Consider the following 22,637-nt stretch of genomic DNA (forward strand, 5'->3'; position numbering starts at 1 on the left):
CCCAGCCAGGGCCAAAAGCTGCATATCTACAAGATGGAGCTGGACACCATCCGGGATGAAATCGACCAGCTTGAGGCATGTTCTATGGCGTTCATCCTGCTCAACATCCGCGCCGAGCTCGACAAGGTCAAAATCGTCAATGTGAGCCAGCAGGATCCGCTCAAAAGCAGCGTTATCGAATATCTCGATCAGGCCGTCCAATACGGCACGAATCTCGCCCGCCGTTTTCTCTATCTGCAGGATTATCGCAAGGCCAACGGACAGCCCCTGAAATCAGGCAGGCCCCATCACTCGAAGAAACACCATTGACGCTCGCCCTGTAATTCCTGCCGCCAGTCAGAAATCGCGCGGTCTTATCATGACCTACGGCCATGCTGGGAACATCCCGTTCGGAGACCTCACATGGCCCATTCTTCCACCGATCCAGAGCCCACCACCGAAAACCGCCTGCAAGCCATTCAGATGGTGCAGACGGAGCAAACAGCGATCCTCGGCACCCTGGTCAAGCAAAACGCCTTGATCCTGGAGCTTCTGGCCCCTCCCGAAATGGACCCCGACCGGATTCCGCTTGATCAGCTCCTGACTGTCCTTGTCCGCCAGAGCAACGACCAGCTCGATCTTCTGCAGCAGATCCTGATCCTTCTGCAAAAGGGCAGAGAAACCCCTATCGCGCCAAATGGCCATGGGGATGCCCGCCGATGATGAATTTCCGCAAAATCGCGGCGGATTCTCAAGGTGTCCTGCTGCGCACCTATTTTACCGAAGGCAAAACGGCACCCATCCACGACCCTGCCAAACATCCAGAAAAGCCTCTGGAACCGGGCAGCCGGCTGACGTCCTATTATACCGGCCGGGATAGCCGGGCCACCTGGCGGCCAGACATCACCCCGGCCTTCGCCAAGGCTGTGGGGATCGATCCAAGCCAGATGCCAACCAGTGAAGTCCTCGATCGTCTGTTCGAGGGCAAGCGGGGGGATAATGGGGAGCAATGGTCCAAGCAAGAACGAAAGCTTTCCGGATTTGATTTCACCTTCTCGCCGCATAAATCGGTGACGCTTGCCGCTGAATTCGCCGCGACACCCGCCGAAAGCGCCGCGATCTGGAACGCCATTGACCGCGCCAATGATGCCGCCATGCGCTATGCGGCCGGCCGCCTCGGGTTTGCACGGCGCGGCAAGGGCGGCGAAGAAGGCGTTGATCCGGGTGATGTCGGCTGGGTGAGTTTCCGGCATCACGTCGCCCGGCCGACGGTCGAATTACAGGATGGCAAAAGCGGCGCGACCTATCTCGTCGAGGCCAAGACAGCGGGCGATCCACAAGCCCATATCCATAATTTCTTCATGAACATGGTCGTCACCGCCGATGGCCGCGTCGGATCGCTCAATACCAAGGAGCTGACATCCGATCTGATCCATGAGCTTGGTGGTTTCTTCCAGGGCCGCCTCGCCGACGAATTGCGCCGCCTCGGCGCCGAGATCGGTTATGACAGGAAGGATGAAGCCGTCGTTCTCGAGGCCATTCCGCAAAAGGCGGTGGACACTTTCAGCAAGCGCCGCCAGCAGGTCCTGCGCTCGGCCAAGGCCTTCGCTAAAAGCCAGGGCCTCGATTGGGACGAACTCTCGATCGAGCGTAAGCAAACCATCCTCAATGAATCGAGCGTCGTCTCGCGCTATGCCAAGCAAGATGGCAAGGGCGAAAAGGAAGCCTGGAAGGCCCAGGCCGAAGCCATCGGCTGGCGCCATGAAACCGTCCTGACCGGGGCCAAGCACGAGACCCTGTCCGACGCGGAGCGCTACGACAGGGCCTATGACTTCGCCGCCAAGCGCCTGGCCGAGGATTTCAAGACGGCTGCCGTCCTCAACCATGATCGTCTGCGCGTCCATGCCGTGCGCGGTCTCATTGGCTCGGGTATGGAGCATGGCCGGGATGATATCGACAGGGTGGTTGCCCTCCTCAAGCAGCGCGGCTTGAGCCTCCATGGTGAACATGTGGCGCTGATCACAAGCCAGATGGAGGATAAGGTCCGCATCACCAACACGGCGCAGATCCGCATCGAGACCGAGCTCGCCAATAAGGCCCGGGCCGTGGCGCGGGACAAGGACGGCGCGCTCTCTGCTCAAACCGTCAAGGCCGCGATCAACGCCTCTGGCCTGGATTTCACCAGCGAACCCGAACATGGAGCGGCGCAGCGCGCGGCGATTCATGCATTCGGCGAGGGCGGGCGCTTGACCCTCCTGACGGGCGTGGCCGGGTCCGGCAAGACGACGCTCCTGCAACCCCTCGTCGCCGCCTGGAAGGCCGATACCCGCTATGATGCAGCCGGCCGTGAAGTGATCGGCGTCGCCACGGCCTGGCGGCAAGCCGATGCCTTGAAAGATGCCGGCATCGAGAAGACCGTCGCCCTCCAGCCCTTCCTGCAATCGCTCGGCGTTGAAGGCCAGCCCGACACGACGACCCTGGCCAAGGCCGGGATCGAGAAGACGGCCGGTGTCGACGCTTTGCTGCAGGCCATTGATAAGGGGACCGTCAAACCGACCCACAACACTGTCCTCGTTATCGATGAAGTCAGCCAGATCGGCCCGCGTGCCATGCTGAAGCTCCTCGAGGTCCAGGCCGAGACCGGCATGACCATCAAGGCCTTGGGCGACCGGGAACAGGCGCAGGCGATCGAAGCCGGCGACACGATCGAGATCCTGAAGCGCGTCCTGCCGAAGGAAGCCCTGCCCGAGCTCCTGACCACCGTGCGCCAGCGCACGCGGCGCGACCGCGACATCGCCAATCTCTTCCGGGAAGGCAAGGCCGGCGAGGCCCTGGGGATGAAGATCGAGGATGGCACCGCCCGCCTCCTCGGCGGCGATCAGGACCAGGTCATCGGCCAGATCGCCGATCTTTACATGCAGCGCCGAGACATCCTGCGCACGGAGGATCCGAAGAAGAGCATCACCGTCTCCGCCTTGACTAATCAGGATGCGGCCGACATCAGCCAGGCGATCCGCGAACGGCTCAAGGCGCGGGGCGAGATCGGCGCCGATGAAAAGCTCTATAAGGCGATCGATCAGCGCGGTGAGACCTATGACCTTCGGATCGCCACGGGCGACAAGCTGCGCCTCTATCGGCGCACCTGGGCGACGATCGACGGCAAGGGCGGCTCGATCGGCGACAATGGCGACATCGTCGAGGTTGTCGGCAGAAGTGCCGATGGTTTCACTTTCAAGGACAAGAAGGGCCGGATCGGCTCCGTTGAAATGAGGCGTCTGATCGATCCAAAGACGCAGCGCCTGATGCTCGGCTATGGCCATGCCCTGACCATCGACGCCGCCCAAGGCCTGACCTCGGAAGAGCATATCAACGCCTTGCCGCGCGGCAGTGCCGGCATCAGCAGCTTCAAAGGCTATGTCGCAGAAAGCAGATCCAGGGGCGCTACATGGACCCTGGTTTCGGGAGCGGCCGTCCATGAGGCTGAGAAGCGCAGCCGCGCCTTGGGCGATGCCTCTCCTGTCACCACTGAGGACATCTGGAAGCGCGTTGCCGCCGATATGGCCACGAAGAATTACAAGCCGCTGGCAACCGATCTGATCGGCACATTGCGCCGGCATCGTGAACAGGCCGTTGACACCTTGCTGACACTCGGGCTCAGGGCCGAAAGTAATGACGGAAAATCGAAGGAGCTCGGCCGGGATCTGCGCCAGGTCATTCGGGCCAAGGTCGTGCAGGAACAGGTCGATCCGGAAATCGTGGCCTTGAATGCGGCGATCAAGGAGAATGGAAAGCGGCTCGATGCCCTGTCAAAGCGCGCTGCCTCGTTTCTGCAGGAGATGCAGGCCGAGACCCAGGAACAGCAGCGCAAGCTGGCCGAAGCACGGCAGCGAAATGAGGCTACTCCTTCGCCATCTGCAAGAAGATGAGCTGTAGGGTTCAGCTTAAGGCTTTGTTCCATTATCTAGAGCATCAGCCCCAAAAGTGGCTCCCACTTTTGGGGCTAATCTGATGCGTTTTCAGAAAGATAGAGCAGCGGACATGGTTCAATTTGAAAGTCCGATGCTCTAGGAGAGGCGCTTGCAGCCCAGAGGCGACCTTCAAGGAAGGTCATTCAACTTCCGCTTCGCGCCCATTCCAGTGGTTTGGCTGATAGATTACCGATCTTAAAAGCTGCCTCCCCGTTGCGAGGATCGTCGAATCGATCTGTCTAGCGTATTTTTGCTTTCAATGCTGCGGATCGACCCGATTGGCGACAATTCGCTGCCGGACCTTGGCACCGGGTTATTGATCGTCCGGAAATTTTCGCCAAGATTGGAGGATGGAAGCTCCCACGTTTAAGCCCAACGATTTCTGCATCTGTCTTGATGATCCATGGACCGCAGTGCGATCGCTCGCTGTCGAGAAGATCCAGGGCGACCGCGTCACGGTGCGGCGGGACGGCCTCCCGATCTACCCGGTCGAGACCGAGGTGATCGCGGCCGACCGGCTGGTCTATAATCCGTATCGCAATGCCGCGCACCGCGCGTTTACTAATACTAATGCGACGGTCGAGCAGCAGCGGCAACTCGACCAGGCTGTGTTGGTGCGCGTGGTCACCGCCAACATCACCGCCGATCGCCAGGCGGCCGAGCTTACCGATCTCAAGCAGCGGATCGCCGCACTTCTGCCGGAACTTTCGGCCGACTTCATCGACGTGTGCCTCCGCGCGATGACGGTATCCTCGGCTCTGAGAGTCGAACCGGCCAAGAAGGGTAAAATCGCGCCCAAGAAGATCAAACTGTTCGCGTCCGAGGACATGCTGCGCTCGGAGCAGTCGAGCGCCTTTGCCTACAGTTTCGCCGACGATCTGTCGAACCAGTCGCGTCGGTTCGGACGTCTCGTCGTCCATCGCGGCACCGCAGGCGGCTATCGTGAGGAATTGCTGCGCGCCTTGCTGCGCCGTACCCTGGCGGAGCGCTACCACGTCGCCACCGGCTTTATCGACGGCTGCGACCTACAGCTCGACATCATCATCTACGACCGCATCGACTATGCACCATTGTTCCGTCAAGGCGACCTCGTTGTCGTGCCGATGGACAGCGTGCGCGCTGTGCTCGAGGTGAAAACCCGGCTGACCACCGGCACGCTCAAGGAATCGCTGGAGCATCTCGACTCGCTCCCGTTCGAGATCGCGGCACCGATCTTCAAAGGCATCTTCGCCTTTGAGACCGACATCCCCGACAGGAAGCTCCTCGGACACGTGGCGAAGTTCTACGAGGATAGCATGACCATATGGGGGCAGCCCTTCGACGAGGTGACGGCGATCTGCGTGCTCGAGCGCCAGCTGGTGTTGAGTGGCTATGCTGATAACCCAACCCGGCCTGTCTTGTCGCTTATGCGGAACCTGATGGGCCGTAATTTCCAGGCCGCCGTGTTTCTTGACACGATGCAGAATTATTTGCGGACTCCGGCACCGCGTGTGCTGCCCGATGGCCTGACGTGGCGCTCGCGGGTCGAACTGGGCGCGACGTCGCGCGATTATCTTACGGGCATGTGGCAAGTGATGATGGAAGACACCGACAGCGATGAGGAGGGCGGTGCGCGCGACCGCGCCTTAGCGCGGATCGCGCGCACCGTGCGTTGGCTAGAGAACGACGATCCTTGGTGAGCGTGGCTAGCGATGAGTTCTAGGTCGCCGCCGGAAGGAGTTGGGCGGCGCGCCGCCAAGTCCTTTGAGCCACGCAGGATGTCCTGGAGCGTGTTGAGCGCCTTGCACTTGAGCTTGCCAAGCTGCGTCCGCGTCGCAGATCGTGGTCGGGGCCTCAAGCGTCCGCTTTCCCGTTTTCAAGGCCAAAAGCAGCCGGACCGTTTACGGCCCACTTGAGAAATTAAGGGCTGATCATCCAAGGTCCGAAAGTGGTGCGATGGAGCCATTAACCTTCGATTGAGTAGTCGCCTCAATAACCAGCTTCTTTCTGGTGCCTTACGGCCAAAATCGTGACCCCATCGCCATCGATGCGGTATCGCGCCACGTAACCACTATCCCCAAACTCGATCAGCCATTCCCGGTAGTGTTCCGGCAGGTCTTCAATCAGCCGCCCCATCCTGGGATGAGCGTCGAGGCCCTGTAGGCCTTGAATGATGGCTTCACCAGCCCGTTTGGCGGCGGATGGGTTCTTGGACCGCAAAAACGCTCGGAGCCGTTCAAGGTCGCGGATCGCGGCCGGAGAAAAGATCACTTTTGGCATAAAGGCGCGGGCAGCTCGTTATCCGTTCCCCAGCTCGAAAGCCACTTTTCGACGTCCTCGGCCGTGGCGTGCAGACCGGTCGCCTGAAACTCCTCCCACGCCTTGAGCGTGTCCTGCCGTAGCCCCTCGCGTTTTTCCTCGCGTTCAACATACTGCGCGATCGCTTCGCGCATGATCCAATGTGCGGAGCGGCGGCGGGCGGAGGCTAGATGCTGGACGCGCTGTTTCAATTCCTCGTCCAGTTTAATGGAAGTCGCCGCTGCCATGTCAGCCCTCATAGCAAGAAGTAATACCTTTTGCTAAAATATATCGTTCTCCACTCATGTCCAGGCCCTGAAGGCGTAACGATTCACAGCCCACTCGTTGAAAGCTCCTGCAGCGCCACATAGACTTCATCCCGGTGCGATGGTGGCACGTACCAGCCGTAGGTCTTGGGGTCCCAATATGCCCGACCTTGGATCACCTCCTTGACCAGTTCACCCACCCTGGCTTTTGACGGCCACCAAATGCGGAAAGTGCCTCGTTCCGGATAGTGCGTCAGCCAGAAGCTGCCGAGAGCCGTCTCAATGATTTCCTTGTTCGGATCATCCATCAAGCCATTCCCTTCATCGTCAGGCTAGACTGCCTCGCCCACCTCCGCAATGGCCTCGAATTGCTCGATCAGGCTACTGAGCTTGCGTTTCTGATCCTCGACGGAAACCGTTGGCCGGGGCTCATTCTGTTCATCTCGCAAGGCAAGATCGCGCAGCGCCAGCAGATCAAGGGCTGTCTTGCGAGCGGCGGATTGAGACGCACCGATCGTCCTCTCGATTTCGACGACATCGAGAAAGAGCCGCTGATCAATGGGTTCACGCGGCAATCCGAAGGATGCGGGCGGCAAAGGCCAACCGGTTCGGCTCGTTTCCAGGAGATCGGTGAACGGCGTCTTGATCGGGCGCAGGGCTTCGTCTTTCTGGATCACCAAAGAGGATCGCGCGAGTTCATGCGGCAGCGCATCAATCGCCTCAAAGACCTCCTGCAGACTCTGGTCGATCGAAGCGCCCTTCTTCAACCCCTGCCGAAACGCGCTAAGGCCAGCCTCGAGCACCGGGTCGCTTGACCCTTCCACTCCGAACCCGATCAGCCCGTTCTGGAAGGTCACAATCAGTTCCGAAAGACGCGCTTCTTCCTGGGAAAGCATTTCCGGCTTGGGCGGCAGTAGCCCCAGACAGCGATTGAGACGCATCGGCCCCGAAACATCGAATTTAGCATGAAACAGCTTGGCATAGATGCGGCGGCCGCCGAACAGAATGATCGCCTCGCCCTCGATCAGGCTCTGCAGATCGCGCCAGTCGATCCGCGACACCTGGCGCAGATCGGCATGCTGGCTTTCCAGATAAGTGCCGAGTTCGCCCGTCTGATAGCCACCAGCCTGGGTCACATAGGTTTGGCCGGCCGTCTGTTCGAGCCATTCGCGAGTGCGCTGCGCGTCCTGTTGGCGCATCGCCACGGTCAGATTGGCGTTGCCAAGCAAAGAGGCTGTCTTCTCGCCAATCCGCGCCCAAATGCCGGAGACTTCCTGAAACGCCAACCAGAACATGATATTGAGCCCGCGGCCCATCGCCAGCATGCGGTCAAGGCCGCCCGTTGCATAATAGGCGAGCTCATCGAGGACCACCATGAAGGGCGCGACACCCATGCCCGGCTTGTTTTCCACGATCTGCGCATAATCGCCTTCAAGCTTGGCACCGAGGATCTGCGCCATCATCCCGCGCAAGGAGGCGACGACGATCTTGCCAAGCGCCGCCAGAGTATCGTCGGAGTTCTCGAGGGCCGGCAGCGACACCACCAGAATACGCCGATTGAGTACGACATCGCGGATGTCGATATCGCCATTGAGCACCTTGAAAATATGCCCGAGGCTGACAGCCAGCTGGGTGAAGGTCGCCGTAAAATACATGAGCGCATAGCCATGCTGCTCGGATGGCTTGTTATCCTTCTGTTGGTTCCAGGGCACGCTGGAATCATATCCCGGCAGCTCGCCGAGATAGGCCTGCATCGGATAGATGATTTCTTCGGGCATGTCCTTCGACACGTCGTATTCGATGATCTTGCCGTTCGAGGGATCGCGGACCATGAACAGCCGATGGCTGGCGAGTGTCCAGATCCAGCGCAGTTCGAGGCAAAAGCGGATCGTCTCGATGCTGATCGGCACGCCGCGATGATCGCGCATCCAGGTGAGCACGGGCGCGATCGTGCCAATCAAGGCCACCGCCCGGGCGCGGAACACGCCGTTCGAATCCTGCGCGCTCTGTTCGCCGAGCTGGCTTGCCAGCAATTCGCGGATGGCGTCCGCATTGCCGGTCGCGAAAGGATTGAACGTGTTCGATTGCTTCTCGCCGCTCGCCACAAGAAAATTCAGGGCAAGGACATCGTCCTCGCGGCCGAAACGGCGCGCCAGAGCCAGAATCTCGCCATAGAGCTTGTTGTCGGCCTTGCCGTCGACGAGCACGAAGCCCGAGCCCTGCGCCAGGGCATTGGTCAGGAAAGAGACGATCGCCGTGGTCTTGCCAGCGCCAGTCGTGCCGGGGATGGTCGCATGCTGGCGCCCATCCTCTGGTGTGAGCCACAATTCATGATTGGTTTCGATATCGCGGCCGAGATAGATCGTGCCGGCTGCCATACGGGGCTTGCGGGAGGATGGATCAGGATAGTTCCAGTCCTTGATCCTGGCGCTCTTGGGGAGGCGCATCGGCAGCTTGACGCGCCGCGTGAGGACGATGCCGGCATAAAGCAGGCTGGCCGGGACGATCAGTTCGACACTCGCGGGCTCGATCACCATGACTCCCGCGCCCACGGTCAGCATGACGGCTGAAAAATTCGTGACCAGCGCTGATGCGAAACGCTGTGTGATCGAGCGGGTATCGCGGAGGTTTTGCGCACCCGTTCGTTCATAACGCCCCTGCGGGCCAGCGATCTCGCGCACGATCATCGATCGTTCTCCGTTTCAGATATGGACGGGATGCAGCAGGAAAGCCGTTGCATGTTTGGCCCCTTATTCGAGACCAAACGCGGCCGGTCCTGATGGGGATTTTGGATCGCTTCCAGGGGCCGGTGTCACGACCGGAGCATGGCGGAGATTGTCCGTAACAGCCTTCAATTGCGCGTCGGGCTCAAAAGTCGGGACCGCAGTCTTTTCCCTGATCTGGTAGGCAGGCTCCTCGGGAAGCGATTGAACATAGTTGGCGGCCGGTGCCTTGCCGACGTGCTCGACGTCGGCTTTCTGAGCAATCGTCTTCGCGACATTGATCCCGATCCAGCTGATGCTCATGCCAGCGACGACGATCAACAAGGCAGCGAGTTTTGAATGCGGCACAAACCAGTGGTTTTCACCAACATTTGCCGTTTCGTTCCCGCCTTGTTTTCGGAAAAGCCCGGTTTTTCCTGCCTTATCCCGTTCAATGTGAACGTGTAGTCCGGTCCCCGCTGAAGGGACGATCCGTAAGCGGTATCCCTGTAAATCATCGTCGACATGCAGATAGATCGGCGAAACATCGGCTTGATCGCGTCCTGAATACAAAACAATTTGAGACATGGCTGCTTTCCTGATTACTCGTAGGAGAGTCTGGCAAAGGCCTCCGCGATGGCTTCCACGGCTTGCTCAACCGAAGGATGACGAAGGGGGGCGCCAAAGACCCGTTCGGCGGCCCAATGATCGCGCGCGCCAATCGCTTCGATGCGCGGGTTGGGATGTGTTTCCAGGCTTTTGCCGCTCGTCGGAAAGCCCAGGGAATGGAGCGCAAACCACAGACGGCGGTCGACCAGTTTGAGGAAATTGAACTGCGCCGGCGCCAGGACGCCAGAGGCCAGACGGGCCTGTGTCAACGCACTCATCAACAGCGGTGCCGTGTAACCATGCTTGGGCTGGGAGAGAGGACCAAGCAGCCTGACCAGGCTCTCGCGATCCTTGAGCCAGTAATCGGCGCGCTGGACCACGGATGCTGAAAAGTGAAGGGATATATCCGGGCCAGCCGCTCCCTCGCCTTTTCCATGGGACAGATCCTCGGCCATCTGACCCAGGAAATCCGCCGCTTCTTTCCGCTTGCCCGTGGCATGCAGCATGAACACAACCAGCATGCAGCGGACAGCCGGGGTTGCCTTTTCAGGGCCTTGCCACGGATCGCCGAGCTGACGGATGAGCTCGCAACGCGCTGCCGCCTTGTCAAACGTGCCATCACTTGTCAACGCATGCCGCTCAACCCATTCCCGCACGTTCAAGGCGGGATCGAGGGGCCTGACAAACGCCTTGTCGAGCGGCAGGAGACGCAACGACCGGGTTATAAACGGTGTGATCCCGGGATGGCTCTGGGCCTGTTCACGCATCAGCCCTTCGAGATCGAGAGCCCGGCAATAGCGAGAGGATGCCGCGGAGAGGAAACACACGACAGCCAGCCACAGGACGAGGCCCACGGCCGGATAGAGAAAGAATTGTCCCAGGGCACGCGCCATTCGGATCAGCGTGCCGATCTCGACCCGATTGGGATTGGCGGCCAGCATTTGGCGGTCGGCCAAATCGAAGCGATGGGTGAACCCGTGCAGGTTCTGGATCTGCCAATGATAAAACCGCATCATGGCCGCGCTGATCTCGCCATGCTGGCTCTGCCAGAGCATCCAGCCGCCAAGACCAAGGCCCAGCACGATGACGATCGTGCTGAACATTGTATAATCGGCTCGAGCGCCGCTCTGTCCTCCCGCCATCATCAGCTCCCTGAATTCCGGGAGGAGAGTTGCGCTTCCTTCTGCAGCGCATGGAGATGATGCAGGACCTGATGAAGATAGCGGACTTTGTGGACGGGTGTATGCGAGTGATAGAGCGCCACGCCTTCCCAAATATCGCCCTTCGCTTCATCAAGGGTCTGGCGCAGGATCCAGCCGCCACCAGCCACATTGGCGCAGAAATTGTCCCGCAAGGCGCGGTAAGTCTCGGCATCGGAGGCTCCCCAATGCCGGGCGATTTTATGCACCCAGCTATCATTGATCTGCATCGGTCCGATATCGACCGTCTTGTTCTTGTTTTGCGACACCTTGCCGAGCTCACCGGCTTCGACCCGTAAGAGAGTCAGCAGGAGGCCAGCGGGTAAATGATGGATTTCGGCCGAGGCCTCGATACAGGCCAGGACTTTCTGGCCCTCGCTCATGAGCGGATCGGCATGAGTGATCGATACGCTCATGAACGCAAGGGCCGCACTGAAGAAGCCGGTTTTGAAAAACATGCGGCCTCCTATGCGATCGAGAGCGGCGCATCGGTGTCAGAGGCGACACCAAGCCGGATTTTGGCGCTTTCCCAGACCACACTGAAATCGTTGAGCAGGATCATGTCGGTACGGGCGATTTGAAAGATCGCCTCCATCAGGTGAAGCATGACGCCGACGAAGCCGACACAACCAAGGCTGACCACCCGATAGCCAAGCAATGATTGAGGATCGATGCACAGTTTCAGAGCGAACCCATGCCCGAAGGCCTCGAACCAGATGGCTTCGGCCGCAGCCAGGAACAACGGCAGCAAGCCATCAACCTCCCCGACCGCCTCAATTGGAATGTCTTTCACGGTCCCATAAACAGGATCATGGAGGCGCAATGGTCTCGGTGTCAGTGCGAACAAGGCCGCGACTCCACGGCCGACCAGAGCGGGATTCAGCTCCTCGGTCATGCAAACCTCCTGCGCTTCCAGGTGGGAATAGCGGGCCGGAAGCTGCCATTGATCCAGCGCCGCAAAAGCCGGGCGAAGGATGGCAATGTCAGGCCGAGCCAGGAAATCATGCCGAAGAAGAGCGTGCCGAAAATGGCGATCTTGGCGGTCGTCCAGCTCCAGTACATGAAGAAAGCGAGGACCGGGAAACACGCCCGCGCATCGAGAAACACGACCATCACGGGCCGCGCCGTATTCCGCCACATTATCCAATCTCCTTGCGTTCATGGGCCGCCGTCTCTTCCGAAATCAGCCCGGCTTCGAGCAGGCGGTTGATCGCCTGCTCATAGGATTGTCCCTCCGCCGTAATGGCCTGCCGGGTGAGGGCGGGCCAAAGTTTCGGATCGGTTTCGAGGAATTTGGTTCGCAGAGCGCGGTTGAAGACCAGAAACTCACGCAGAGCGACGCGCTTCCCATTGATGGAGCGGATCAGTTTCTGGTTGATGACGAGGCGCAGCGATTGCGCCACCGCGCTGATGAGATTATCCCGTTCATCGGGCGGGCAGAGGCTTGCGATCCGCTGCATGGTCAAAGCGACGTCATTGGCATGGATTGTCGTCGTCAGCGTATGGCCGGAGATCGCCGCCTGGATCGCCGCCGCCATCGTCACGCTGTCTCGGCACTCACCCACAATGATATCAGTTGGCTCACGCCGCATACATCCGCGAATGAAGGCTTCGAAGGTCGGCAGATCGATAGGGATCTCGCTCTGAACGATCGTCGAAGTCGCACTCCTTACCCGATCGAACATGAATTCGATCGGAGCCGCGCCTTCAATGATGTTGTAGTGACCATGGGGATCCAGCAGCTTGGCCATCGTCATGCCGGCAATGAGCGTGGACTTACCCGAACCAGTCGCCCCCGAGACAATCACCATCCCTTCATGCGGCTTGAAGGAATCGAGAATGCCTTGCTCGACCCGTTGCTGTTCCAGCGTCGGCGGCTTGTCTGGAATCGGCCGCAAGATGATATTCACGCCGTCGCGCCGGCTCGTCCGTGTGGCCGTCGCGTTGATGCGAAAACGCAGGCGGATGCCACGATCGAGCAGGACTTCGTAAGTGAGATCGAAATCCTGACCCTTTTTCAGCCGCGCCGTGCCATCGGCGCCATAGATATGGTTGGTAATGAGAGCAAGATCGCTCTCAGGAATGGGATTGGGCTCGACCGGTTGATTGAGACCATGAATGCGCACCCAGACGGGATGACCGCTCAAAAAGGCGATGCGCGAAGCCCCCTGCCGATAGGCCCAGGTCAAAAGATGATCGAGGCCAGGCGCGCTTTTGCGCGGATCGCGCACCCAGGGTTCAGCCCCCCGCCCCTGCCAAACCGTCATAAGCGGCGCGTTCATTGCGGGCAATTCCTTGTGTTCCTTGGCCAGGATTTGCGGTCTGCACGCAAGCCGGGTTGATCGGTGATGCGGATCACACGATCTCCGGCCCGCATCTCTTCATGGCCGCCACTGACGACGCTATCCTCAAAGGCGACACGCGGATTTTCGACGAGACCCGCGCGAAGAAGGACGCGGTAACGAACCATGCCGATGTAATCGCGCTGCAGACGCGAGAGATCGGCGAGAAAAATCTCGACCCCCTGCCGCTCGCCCTGCGCCCAGCCTTCGGCCACCCATTTCTTCCACCAGTTCACCTCTTGTTCGGTTCTTGGCAGGACCGCATCGGACGGTTTTGACGGCGAAGCCCATGAGCGCACGAGATAGGTGCGCCAATTTGGCGGTGCGGAGGCAAGCTGAGCGCGGCGCGTGATCTGGTAGACACAGGCAGTCTCGCGGGCGATCTGCGCGCCTTCCCCCAAGGCAAAGGCCATTTGCGCTGCGGTCACGATCGGCGGCCGCATCAGGGTCCGGCCTGGACCAACCCGCACGACGACTGTCCTGAAGTCGAAGACGCTGTCGAGCGTCGGCTCGTAACGGCGCAGCATTTCGTTGATGCCGAAAGCCCGCGCGGCGAGCCCGCCTTGAGCTCCGAAGGTCAAAGCCGCCTGATAGAGGATGTCACCACGTCCGGGTTCAAGTCCGTCCCCAGGCTGAGGGCCAGGCAAAGCCGCTTGCAGAGCCTCGAGGGACGGCGGACGCTCGCCACCCACGATCGCTGGGATCTGCTTGGCGCCCGTCACCGGCTTCGACAAAGGATTACCTGTCTCCCGTGCCGCCTGCTCGATTTCCCGCAAGCTGGGCTCTGGCGGGATCGGCAGGATCGTCACGTTGTTCTCGGCATGGGCAGGCGGAAGGAAGGTGAGGCTGGCCGCGAGCATGAGGCCCAAGCGGCGGCCGTGGAGGGCGCGGCGCTCAGACATGGTGGATCACCTGGATCTGATGGTGTTGCGGATCGATCTGGACCGTGGCGCGATCGCCGACCGCCTTGCCGATGGACCGGAGATAATCGACGACAGGCGCATCGACAGCCTCGACGACAATCGGTTTCGGTTCCGCATTGGCCGGGGCCTGGATCACGACATCATAGCCGATGATCTTGCCAAGCTGTGTCACGCCATCGTTGAGCGATCCATTGAATTGGAAGGCGACGACACGCTGCAATTCGGCGGGAACAACGCCCGTGCGTTGTAGCGCGGAGAGGGTTTTGGCAGGTTTTGCCGGTGGTGCCGTCGACTTTGAGACGGGCGAAGGAGGAAGCGGCTCCTTCAGATCGAGGCTTCCAAGTTTGCCTGTCTCAGTATCCACGCTGGTGAAGCTCTCGCGCAGCGCGATTTCGGGATTGGCCATACCAGGCACATCGACATAAGTCGGGATCGGTGTGGCGCACGCTCCAAGGCCCAGGGTCAGGATAAGCGGTCCTACACGAGAAGAAACGGAGAAAGTCTGTCGCATTCAAAGCCCCCGATTGATGATCAGACATCAGGCTAGGGGGCGCTCACGCGAAAAGCTCAGGGGTATGTGCAAGACCATAATATTTTTCTAGATCTTCCACATCCTTGCGGCAGACTGGTGCGGGATGTCAGTCAGAAACGATTTGTGGCTCTATAGAAAAGGAGGAAGACACATAAATTATGAAAACTGCCGTATTTTTACTTCTAAATTCAGCGGTCATCACCATACTGTTACATTCAGCTGGCCTATTTTCATGAGTCTTATTAGATCGAGCATTTTTTACGCTGTGTGGATTATAGCAATAGGCGTTATTGTCTTCATAGTTATTTGGAATCTGTTGAAACTTACGGAGCCAGCTTATTGCACATGGTCGACTCAGCCCAGTGTCAATTCTTCGGTCAGCGTCAACAACGATGCTCTTGTCATCAAGGGCGGAATTGACGGCGGTTTGGTGAATGCCGTCAGCTCGATCCTCGATCAGTCCGCGGACTCAATCAAAAGGATCCAAATCACAAGTTATGGAGGCGTAACCAACTCCGCGGACGACTTGGTTTTTGCTGTCGCGCGCCTTGGTGCCGTTCCAATCGAAGTGCCGTTGACCTGCCAATCGGCCTGCATCGATTTTCTTGCCAAGACACGCGGCCCAAAAATTATTGCGCCTTCCGCTTTGCTGATGTTTCACTCTGGCGCCAGAAGCTCCGGTCCAAAGCGCCATGATCTTCGCTGCTTTGGCAGTACGATCTCCGACTTTTTTGCCAACTTGGACTCCGGCACGCGACATGAAATGCTGCCTTGGGCGGCCGCGCTAAACGACAAACTTCCGGGCCTATTCTCTCTCTGCCCCACTCATCCGCTTGATACACAGAGTGGAATGTTCCTAACCGGACAGGAATATAATGATCTCCGTGAGGGCCGCATCAAGGCGGAAAGTTTGATCGTTAAATGCCCACAAGCTCATACATAAATGTTATCATGATCTGAAGGCGTTGAGCAATATGTAAGCCATTGACCAGGGAATTACTGTTCCGACAAGACAGACGATCATGTTCAGAGTGCGTACTAATGAAGCTGCAAAGCACGCTTCTCTGCGTTCAAGGGTTTTCTCCCACAGATATAGCCGGCCCACAATTCCGAAGAAGCTCACACCCACGCCCAGAGCGTATAAACATAGAAAGTTCTGTCGGTCTTCTCCCCAATCCACGACAAGCGGACGCCAAACACCTTTGACGCCGAGCCAATAGAAAAACCCTCCCAGCGCTATCCCGCCAAAAACCTCAACGAGCCAAATCCGCAAGAAAATCTCTTCCCAGACGCCGCGCTTCTTGCGCCACTCTACTTTCAACATTTCGCGCAACATTGTGCGCAACACCTCGCAGACTAATATCATTAATATTAGGATCTGGATCAACACAAACCCATAGCCGATCATCTTGTTCAAGCCGTAAGGCCGCTCGGGAAAATAAGCCCCGGCCATGGCAAGCAATAAAAGCAACAATAAAGGGCCAGTCACGAAAGCGAGCGTGCCAGCCAGTTCCGGAAAGGCTTTGACGATCAAAGATAAAGCCCGAACAATCTTAAGGATCACGTCTCTGCTAGGTGCATACAAGCGCGCCTTGGTTTCTTTCACGAGTGAATTCACCTTGATCTCCTGTTCTCAACAAGGAACAAAGATCTGTGTCGCAGGCCGCCGCGCGAACAACTAAACGCTTCGGCTTTTGTCGTTGCTCCCCAATTGTCGATCCGGCATCAGACTAGGGGCTGCCCGCACGAAATCCCTAGATCTTCAGAAGCGGCGTTTTTTGAGGATGAAGCTTTCCCAATTCGACGGCACAGTAAAAAACCGTTAGGGAGAACGTCGAACTGACGCAAACAAGCAAAGAGAGAGGATCATGGCCGCTCCAAAATCCAAGTCTACTGCTGTCAAAGCAGCCATAAAATCGACCCAGGCAGCCAAAGTCACGACGATCACCTTGAAACAGATCGGCGCCGATCTCGCCATTCTTCATGATTTGCCGAAAAAGACTGTTGAATTGCTCTTCGATGATATGGTCGAAATCGTCGGCAAGAACCTGAAGAAAGGCTCCAAGGTCCGGATCAGCGGCCTCGGCATCTTTCAGGCGAAAAAACGCGCCTCACGTCAGGGACGCAATCCAGCGACCGGGGAAGCCATAAAGATCAAGGCCAGTAAATCAGTCGCCTTCAAAGTCGCGCGTGACCTGAAAGAGTCCCTGTAAAAGAGTGGCAAGAGCCCGTTAAATCAGCGGCTCCACGAAGACCCAGCCGGATTTGGTCAAAACCATCGGGGCCGACAGCCGGTTTTCCCGGCTCAAACCCAATTCGCCATGATAGGCTTTTTGAACGGATGGTGTCTTGGCCCAGTCCTCATAGCGTGTGTGGAATGTAAAGGTCACATGCCGCACAAAATGGTTTGAGTGGATTTCGGGAAAAGACACGTCTTCAACAGTGGCATCCTCGAAATGATAGGCGCAGAGGCCGAGCTGGCCAATCGGCCATCTATCCCTGAATTGAAACACCGCCTGTCCTTGTGCTGTCAGCGCATACACGGCTTTTGGGCTTCGTAACATCATGCCAGCGTCAACCAGGGCATCATACTGCTCAACTGATATCGCTTCATTATCCTGCGGCGAAATCGGCGCGAGCAAACCGCAAGCATGATCAAAAAGGGTTTGGACCTGTTGCGTGATCTCCTGTTTCGTCGAAGCCTCATTCACTTTGAAGCCGACAAAACCCAGAATGGCGGCCGGTAGGGCCGCAATACAAAGAACTTTCGGCAAGGACATCATTTCCTCCTGACTATCCACGCTTCCGGTCTCAAGGCAGAAGCGCGCCGTGCGAGAGCACACGCGAGGCAATTGGTTCTCCTGGTTTCACCCGAAGCAGCGGAATGGCGCAGCGATTGAGGACATCATCGACAAAGCGATCGCGAACCCTCCGCTCGCGCCGCGCATGGGTCTTGTCATCGAGCTCGATGACCAACACAATCCGTCCCGTGTGGCGTTCCAGAATGACGAAATCGACGCTTTTGGCGGCGACGCGATTGAGCGCGGTAAAACGATGCCGTCCTGAAAGCCCCTGTTTGATCATCACAAGATCCGCCAGCCGCACCTGAGGACACGGATGCAGGTTCGGCGGCAAGGTGCGAATGAGTTCTTTCAAGACCTTGACCTCCCAAGGCGTCAGCAAGGCCTTCGCCTGATAGGGAAAAGCCCGTTTCCCGAATTTCGCGAGCAGGTACAGACAGACGAACCCGATCGCCAATCCTTCCAGGCCCCAAATTAAAATGCGTGGATCCATCCTCCCCTCCGCATGCCCCTCAAAGAAAACGGGTCTGAATGGCTTTCTCACCATCCAGACCCTCTCAGCTTGCCCCGATTTCCTATGATGACTTAACCTGGCCACGAAAAGCATGCTTTCCATGTTTTTGCGCGTTTCGGATCGGGGCCTTGTTTGCCCTCCCGGCTGATAGCGGACGAGGGTGGGACCACGGCCAGGCACAGACTGGAGCCTGCTTGGCTCGTGAGGCATTGCACTTCATCGTCATGAGAAAACAAAGAGCCCCTTCCGTCAGGCGACGGATGCCAAGGTTTTTTCTTCGTTCTGAGCATCGACATGGTCGCGCAGTTTGAGGCCAATGCCGAGACCATCCATCAATTCCGCCACGAGCTCGTCCACCACACCCGCCTGTACGCTCTCGTCGCGCTCGCCATTGCGCAGCCGTTCTTCCTTGCGCCGTTCGATCTCCTTCAGGGCGGAGCCATGCGGAAAGATTTGCGACAAGCGGCGCAAGGCCTCGCTGAAACCGAGCCGCGAATAAAGCGTATTGCGCAAACTCGTATCCCCTGGCGTCGTGGAAAAGGCCCAGAGTTCGACCGGTCCCAGACGGTTCACCAGCAATTGCTCATAGCGATAGGCTCCCGCCTGCAGGATCGCCAACACCGGAGCACCATTGGGGCCAGGCCCGTTGAGACTGGAGCGTAAAACCCGAGCCGAGGCTTCCGTCAGATGAAAACGCTCGATGATGGTCTTGGCCTCTTCCTCATCACCGGCGCGCAACACCCAGCGGCCCGTCGACTGGCTGATGATGTCATTCCCCATGTCCTTGATCTGCTGCGAGGAAAAGCCCAACTGGACATTGTGCTTGCGCCCTTCGCGGATATCGAGGGCCGCCTGAGCGCGGATCTGCGGACTGCCTGAAGTACGATGCCATTCATCATAATCGAGACGCTTGATGCTCTCATAGGCTTCACGGAAAAGATCGTGATGGTAATCCCGATAGGCGGATGGCACTTGCTCCAGATAATCCGGCTTGAGGAAAAAGTTTCTGGCCAGAATATGACGCGCCAGAAGATACATGATCGAGGTCTGACGATTGGCCACGGCCGAGCCGGTTGGAGCCACTTCCGCCAGATCGAGAACGATGATGCGGGCTGGCCCGAAATCCAGTTTCGTTGGCTTGTTCAGGATCGGATACATACGGATCGCATCCTGCAGATACCGGGAGAACAGTTCCGTCACCTTCTCGGCCGTCGTATGCAGCTGCAGGGCATTGAACTGGTCGCGCACGATCTCGGATTGCACTGCCTTGATCAGATCCTCGAGGATCGGCACGGCATGCCGCTGAGCGACTTCCGCGAGCCGGTATTCGCGGCGCTTGAACAATTCGTTCACGACATCACGCCAATGCGGCTCATGCTCATGCAGCACGATTCCAAGCCGTCCGATCGCCCGATCGACTTCACTATCTATTCCGGCCTGATAGATTTTCGGATAACCGCCCTGGATATCCGTATGCAGGCGGTAAACCTCGTCGATCAACACATTGATCAATTGCGGCACACCCTCATGCGGCTCGTCACGATCAGGCGGCAGCGTCAGGAGGACGAGAAAGTTCTGTAAAAAGGCCCGTTCCAGGGTGAGCGGATATTCACACCCGAGCTGCAGATCAAAAACATTGAATTCATGGCCGGGGGTGAGCTGCATCAGGGTATAGATCGCCTCGTGCCGGCGCGCGGGTCCAAGGGCCTCCTGAATGAGCCGCACAAAGCCTTGCGCCGAAGGCCCGATATCGACCTTGCCGATCATTGGCAGTTTGGCCCCGCGCGAACCGAGCACGGCGGAACTGAGGCACAGGCCGAGATTGATCGTGTTGGCGAGCACCGATTTGCCGGAGCCGGGCGGCGCCACGAAGAGATCGACCACCGATGGGCGTTTTGAGCCCCCGGCCGGATCATAGGGCCAAAGGCCCCCGTGCGGCAGCTGAAACAGGACCGATCCGGTCTCCCAAGGAGACGCCGTGCGGCTCCATGGCTGCATCAGCAAAGCATCACCCAACAGGGCCAGAGACGGCGGCGCCGTCGAGGCGACCGCCATTCCGGGAACCGAGCTCATCGCCGCATCGAGCGGATCGCCCGCCATCGTGCCTGTTTTGCAATTGCCCCAGCCCTCGAGACGTTGCGACAGCGTGGAGGCACGGCGCCGCAACTTGCGGACATCATCACCAGGCGCCCAGGTGGCGAAAGACGCCCGGAACTTGACGGCCCCATGGTTGTCCTCTTCTCTGGCTTGCCGTAAGGCGGCAAAAGCCCGGCGCAGGTCTCCATTTTGGGGAAACATGCCGAGAAAGGTTGCCCCGATCTCCTTGAAGGCCATGCCGTTTCGTCCTGCCGCCTCGAGCAGGAATGAGGCCCGCCAGGGAATACGGTCGTGCCCCAGATGGCTCGCCAGCTCGAGAAAGGGACGTGGGTCCTCCGGTCCCATCACCATGTCGATCGGGGCATAGGTATTCGTGCCAAGGACGACTTGTTGACCGCCCTGGGTGATGGCGTCGAAACTCAGCATTTGCGAACGGATCGAGGGCCAAAGCAGACCCTCCGCCTTGGGATGCGTCTCATCATCCTCCGGCAGGAGCGGCATGAGTTTCTGCCCGGGCAGGATGGCTTTCCAGGGCGAGCCAGAGGTCTCGCGGTAAAGCGTCTCCCGCGCCACTTTCAAGGCCTCATGCGCTGTCAGTTCCTCCGCGTGAATGTCGAGGCTCTTGAACGAATTGACGACACGCGCGACGAAGCCCGCGTGATGCGCCGCCATCACTTCGCTGCGCAAAAAGAACTTTTGTGACTCGCCGATGGCGGGACAGTCCTTGGCGAGTTCCGCCATCTCTTCCTTGAGGATTTTCTTCTCTTCCTTGGTCAGGATGCCGCGCCGCGTCCACAATACGTAATAAGCGGCTTCCCAGCGCATGACGCGGGGCCAGATCCGCATCCGCTCATCCAGAATATCGTCCAGATCGAGGCCGACTTCTTTCGCCACCGTCCGGCAGGCGGTCATGTTCACACGATTGATTTCGCGCTCGGAAAGGTCGGGATCGGAGATATAAAAGCCCTGAATGGCATGACCGCGCTCTTCCAAAGTGCCCGAAAGATCGAGCCTCATGGCTTTGGCCATATCGGCATATTCGGCCTTGGTACACATCCGCCGCAGGCCATCGATCCGCACGAAGGACAGATAATCGCCGTAACGCGTGACGAGCGCGTCGCCATGCGCCGTCTCGACATCGCAATAGGCGCCGAGGGGTTGTTTGAGCATCAGGCTCAGCGAGGCGAACCATTGCGCGATGAAATTCATGAGGGGACCTTTCAGGATGCTGACGGGACTGTCTCAACCGTGTCCTTGATCCCCTGTCCGGCCTGTTTGAGCGCCCTGAGATGACGAGCCAGAAGACCTGGATAGTGGTCATGGCCGCCGTGATAAAAATGGCCGAGCGGCAGAAGGCGCAGACCCGACAGAAGCTTGCTCCGGCGATGGAAAATCTGCGGGCTCACCGAGGCCAGGACCTGGCCAATATCGCTGGGCCGATCCGAGCCGAAACGCTCCCTGGCGATAGCCTGTCGCTGAAGCAAACTCTGCCAGAAGAACCAAGCCGCCCGCATCCGCGCCGTCTCTCCATGGGGCCTCAAAGCTGGTGACGGCGCCTCGCCATGAGCGAAGAAGAGTCCGTGGAGGGAGCGGGCAACGGCATTCACGGCTGCCTGAGACATTTCCGGCAACCAGATCAAAGCCAGTTCGTCGTCAATCCGGGGACGATCGAGCCGCAGGATCAGGGAACAAAGGACACAGGCCGCACCGGCTTTGCCGGTTTCGGGGTCTTGAAATGGCACCTGCCAGCCTGCGGCATCAAAACCGCAAAACTGGCAGGAGAATAATGGGGTCTGCCGCTCATGCCTGGGACGGACCTGAAACGCCGTTCCGTCCAGAATATTCGGCACAAGCGGCAGCAGAGACATGATCGTTTTTGCCCGCCTTACTGGAACTGGACAGCTTGCGGAGTATCGTTCACGGTAGCGGCAGCACCGGACGCGGTATTCGCGGCCTTGTTGATCCAGGTGCCGCCCGTCGCGAACAAACCGCAGAGGACGATGCCGGCGATGCCTGCCGCGCGCATGCCGCCTTCACGGTTCTGCGGCTGCTGCGCCTGCCACAGAGCCCACACACCCCCGACGAAACAGATCAGAGCGGCGATATACATTGCCATGCCGCCGAACTGGCCACCGGCATTGATCGCTTCCGACGAGATGTTGTTGAGCTGCGCGCCGATACCGTTACCCTGAACCGCGCCCTGAGCAAAAGCCTGACTGGTCATCAAAGCGCCGAGGGAAACACCCGCGGCACCCACACCAAGAATGCGTTCGGCGAGGGTCTTCTTTTCCATTTCGACCTTTGTCTTGTCAGCGGCCTTTTTCTTCATGACAACCAATTGCATGATCACACTCCTGATCGAAAAGCGAAGGATTGCTTCCTTCGATATCCAGTGTCAGCTGGCGTCATGAGAAAACATAGACGGCCT

General features: G+C 58.7%; 24 protein-coding genes. 6 read left to right on the top strand and 18 right to left on the bottom strand.

Annotated features, from left to right (window positions below; genetic code table 11):
* From DL88_RS17215 to DL88_RS19605, 4 genes are all read left to right on the top strand, one after another.
* A partial coding sequence (locus tag DL88_RS17215) for a hypothetical protein (RefSeq protein ID WP_034998988.1) occupies positions 1 to 309 on the top strand: 309 nt, incomplete at its 5' end.
* Between the two features lie 93 nt (positions 310 to 402).
* Complete coding sequence (locus tag DL88_RS17220; RefSeq protein ID WP_034998991.1) at positions 403 to 702, top strand: hypothetical protein; 300 nt, start codon at positions 403 to 405, stop codon at positions 700 to 702.
* Positions 699 to 3,905, top strand: a complete 3,207-nt coding sequence (mobF, locus tag DL88_RS17225; protein WP_034998993.1) for a MobF family relaxase — start codon at positions 699 to 701, stop codon at positions 3,903 to 3,905. Before DL88_RS17220 ends, mobF begins: the two co-directional genes overlap by 4 nt.
* A 392-nt stretch (positions 3,906 to 4,297) precedes the next feature.
* Complete coding sequence (locus DL88_RS19605; RefSeq protein ID WP_051956127.1) at positions 4,298 to 5,626, top strand: DUF6602 domain-containing protein; 1,329 nt, start codon at positions 4,298 to 4,300, stop codon at positions 5,624 to 5,626.
* A gap of 289 nt (positions 5,627 to 5,915) precedes the next feature.
* Here the strand turns inward: DL88_RS19605 and DL88_RS17235 are convergent, their stop codons facing one another.
* The 12 genes from DL88_RS17235 to DL88_RS17290 all read right to left on the bottom strand — a co-directional run bounded on the left by DL88_RS17235 (position 5,916) and on the right by DL88_RS17290 (position 14,776).
* Complete coding sequence (locus DL88_RS17235) at positions 5,916 to 6,206, bottom strand: type II toxin-antitoxin system RelE/ParE family toxin (RefSeq protein WP_034998995.1); 291 nt, start codon at positions 6,204 to 6,206, stop codon at positions 5,916 to 5,918.
* Positions 6,194 to 6,472: a CopG family ribbon-helix-helix protein gene (locus DL88_RS17240; RefSeq protein WP_034999029.1), complete on the bottom strand. Its 279-nt coding sequence runs from the start codon at positions 6,470 to 6,472 to the stop codon at positions 6,194 to 6,196. Before DL88_RS17240 ends, DL88_RS17235 begins: the two co-directional genes overlap by 13 nt.
* Positions 6,473 to 6,555: 83 nt before the next feature.
* Positions 6,556 to 6,798: a hypothetical protein gene (locus DL88_RS17245; RefSeq protein ID WP_034998997.1), complete on the bottom strand. Its 243-nt coding sequence runs from the start codon at positions 6,796 to 6,798 to the stop codon at positions 6,556 to 6,558.
* A 24-nt stretch (positions 6,799 to 6,822) separates the two neighbouring features.
* Positions 6,823 to 9,177, bottom strand: a complete 2,355-nt coding sequence (locus DL88_RS17250; protein ID WP_034998999.1) for a type IV secretory system conjugative DNA transfer family protein — start codon at positions 9,175 to 9,177, stop codon at positions 6,823 to 6,825.
* A gap of 63 nt (positions 9,178 to 9,240) precedes the next feature.
* Positions 9,241 to 9,780, bottom strand: a complete 540-nt coding sequence (locus tag DL88_RS17255; RefSeq protein ID WP_034999001.1) for a hypothetical protein — start codon at positions 9,778 to 9,780, stop codon at positions 9,241 to 9,243.
* 14 nt (positions 9,781 to 9,794) lie between these two features.
* The gene (locus tag DL88_RS17260) at positions 9,795 to 10,904 is read right to left on the bottom strand and encodes a secretion/conjugation apparatus DotM-related subunit (protein ID WP_245270937.1); all 1,110 of its coding nucleotides are present in this window, start codon (positions 10,902 to 10,904) and stop codon (positions 9,795 to 9,797) included.
* A 41-nt stretch (positions 10,905 to 10,945) separates the two neighbouring features.
* Positions 10,946 to 11,458, bottom strand: coding sequence for a lytic transglycosylase domain-containing protein (locus tag DL88_RS17265; protein ID WP_034999004.1), 513 nt, complete (start codon positions 11,456 to 11,458; stop codon positions 10,946 to 10,948).
* A gap of 8 nt (positions 11,459 to 11,466) precedes the next feature.
* Complete coding sequence (locus DL88_RS19610; protein ID WP_051956128.1) at positions 11,467 to 11,895, bottom strand: hypothetical protein; 429 nt, start codon at positions 11,893 to 11,895, stop codon at positions 11,467 to 11,469.
* Entirely contained in the window at positions 11,892 to 12,140 is a 249-nt protein-coding gene (icmT, locus tag DL88_RS17275; RefSeq protein WP_034999006.1) for an IcmT/TraK family protein, read from the bottom strand. Before icmT ends, DL88_RS19610 begins: the two co-directional genes overlap by 4 nt.
* Positions 12,140 to 13,282 carry a type IV pilus twitching motility protein PilT gene (locus DL88_RS17280; RefSeq protein WP_034999009.1) on the bottom strand — a complete coding sequence of 381 codons (1,143 nt, stop codon included), beginning with the start codon at positions 13,280 to 13,282 and terminating at the stop codon, positions 12,140 to 12,142. The genes icmT and DL88_RS17280 overlap by 1 nt, the downstream gene beginning before the upstream one ends.
* Positions 13,279 to 14,244 (bottom strand): type IV secretion system DotC family protein, encoded by a 966-nt coding sequence (locus DL88_RS17285; RefSeq protein ID WP_034999011.1) that lies wholly within the window; start codon positions 14,242 to 14,244, stop codon positions 13,279 to 13,281. The genes DL88_RS17280 and DL88_RS17285 overlap by 4 nt, the downstream gene beginning before the upstream one ends.
* Positions 14,237 to 14,776 carry a DotD/TraH family lipoprotein gene (locus DL88_RS17290; RefSeq protein WP_084705260.1) on the bottom strand — a complete coding sequence of 180 codons (540 nt, stop codon included), beginning with the start codon at positions 14,774 to 14,776 and terminating at the stop codon, positions 14,237 to 14,239. The genes DL88_RS17285 and DL88_RS17290 overlap by 8 nt, the downstream gene beginning before the upstream one ends.
* A 124-nt stretch (positions 14,777 to 14,900) precedes the next feature.
* On the opposite strand from DL88_RS17290, the gene DL88_RS17295 reads away from it, so the two are divergent.
* On the top strand, positions 14,901 to 15,740 hold the full coding sequence (locus tag DL88_RS17295; RefSeq protein WP_156971178.1) for a hypothetical protein: 840 nt from the start codon (positions 14,901 to 14,903) through the stop codon (positions 15,738 to 15,740).
* A gap of 6 nt (positions 15,741 to 15,746) precedes the next feature.
* On the opposite strand, the gene DL88_RS17300 is transcribed toward DL88_RS17295, so the two are convergent.
* Entirely contained in the window at positions 15,747 to 16,415 is a 669-nt protein-coding gene (locus DL88_RS17300; protein WP_034999017.1) for a hypothetical protein, read from the bottom strand.
* A 250-nt stretch (positions 16,416 to 16,665) separates the two neighbouring features.
* On the opposite strand from DL88_RS17300, the gene DL88_RS17305 reads away from it, so the two are divergent.
* The gene (locus DL88_RS17305) at positions 16,666 to 17,010 is read left to right on the top strand and encodes an HU family DNA-binding protein (RefSeq protein ID WP_169741599.1); all 345 of its coding nucleotides are present in this window, start codon (positions 16,666 to 16,668) and stop codon (positions 17,008 to 17,010) included.
* Between the two features lie 18 nt (positions 17,011 to 17,028).
* On the opposite strand, the gene DL88_RS17310 is transcribed toward DL88_RS17305, so the two are convergent.
* The 5 genes from DL88_RS17310 to DL88_RS17330 form a co-directional block, all read right to left on the bottom strand.
* Positions 17,029 to 17,577, bottom strand: coding sequence for an SEN1982 family lipoprotein (locus DL88_RS17310; protein ID WP_034999019.1), 549 nt, complete (start codon positions 17,575 to 17,577; stop codon positions 17,029 to 17,031).
* 31 nt (positions 17,578 to 17,608) lie between these two features.
* A complete protein-coding gene (locus tag DL88_RS17315) occupies positions 17,609 to 18,091 on the bottom strand; it encodes a DUF2726 domain-containing protein (protein WP_051956129.1) in 483 nt (160 codons plus the stop codon).
* 270 nt (positions 18,092 to 18,361) lie between these two features.
* Positions 18,362 to 21,418 (bottom strand): putative type IV secretion/conjugal transfer ATPase, encoded by a 3,057-nt coding sequence (locus tag DL88_RS17320; protein WP_034999021.1) that lies wholly within the window; start codon positions 21,416 to 21,418, stop codon positions 18,362 to 18,364.
* An 11-nt stretch (positions 21,419 to 21,429) separates the two neighbouring features.
* Positions 21,430 to 22,077: a hypothetical protein gene (locus tag DL88_RS17325; RefSeq protein ID WP_034999023.1), complete on the bottom strand. Its 648-nt coding sequence runs from the start codon at positions 22,075 to 22,077 to the stop codon at positions 21,430 to 21,432.
* A gap of 17 nt (positions 22,078 to 22,094) precedes the next feature.
* Complete coding sequence (locus DL88_RS17330; RefSeq protein WP_034999025.1) at positions 22,095 to 22,553, bottom strand: hypothetical protein; 459 nt, start codon at positions 22,551 to 22,553, stop codon at positions 22,095 to 22,097.
* Positions 22,554 to 22,637 lie beyond the last annotated feature (84 nt).

The organism is Beijerinckia mobilis (assembly GCF_000745425.1).
Lineage (GTDB): Bacteria > Pseudomonadota > Alphaproteobacteria > Rhizobiales > Beijerinckiaceae > Beijerinckia > Beijerinckia mobilis.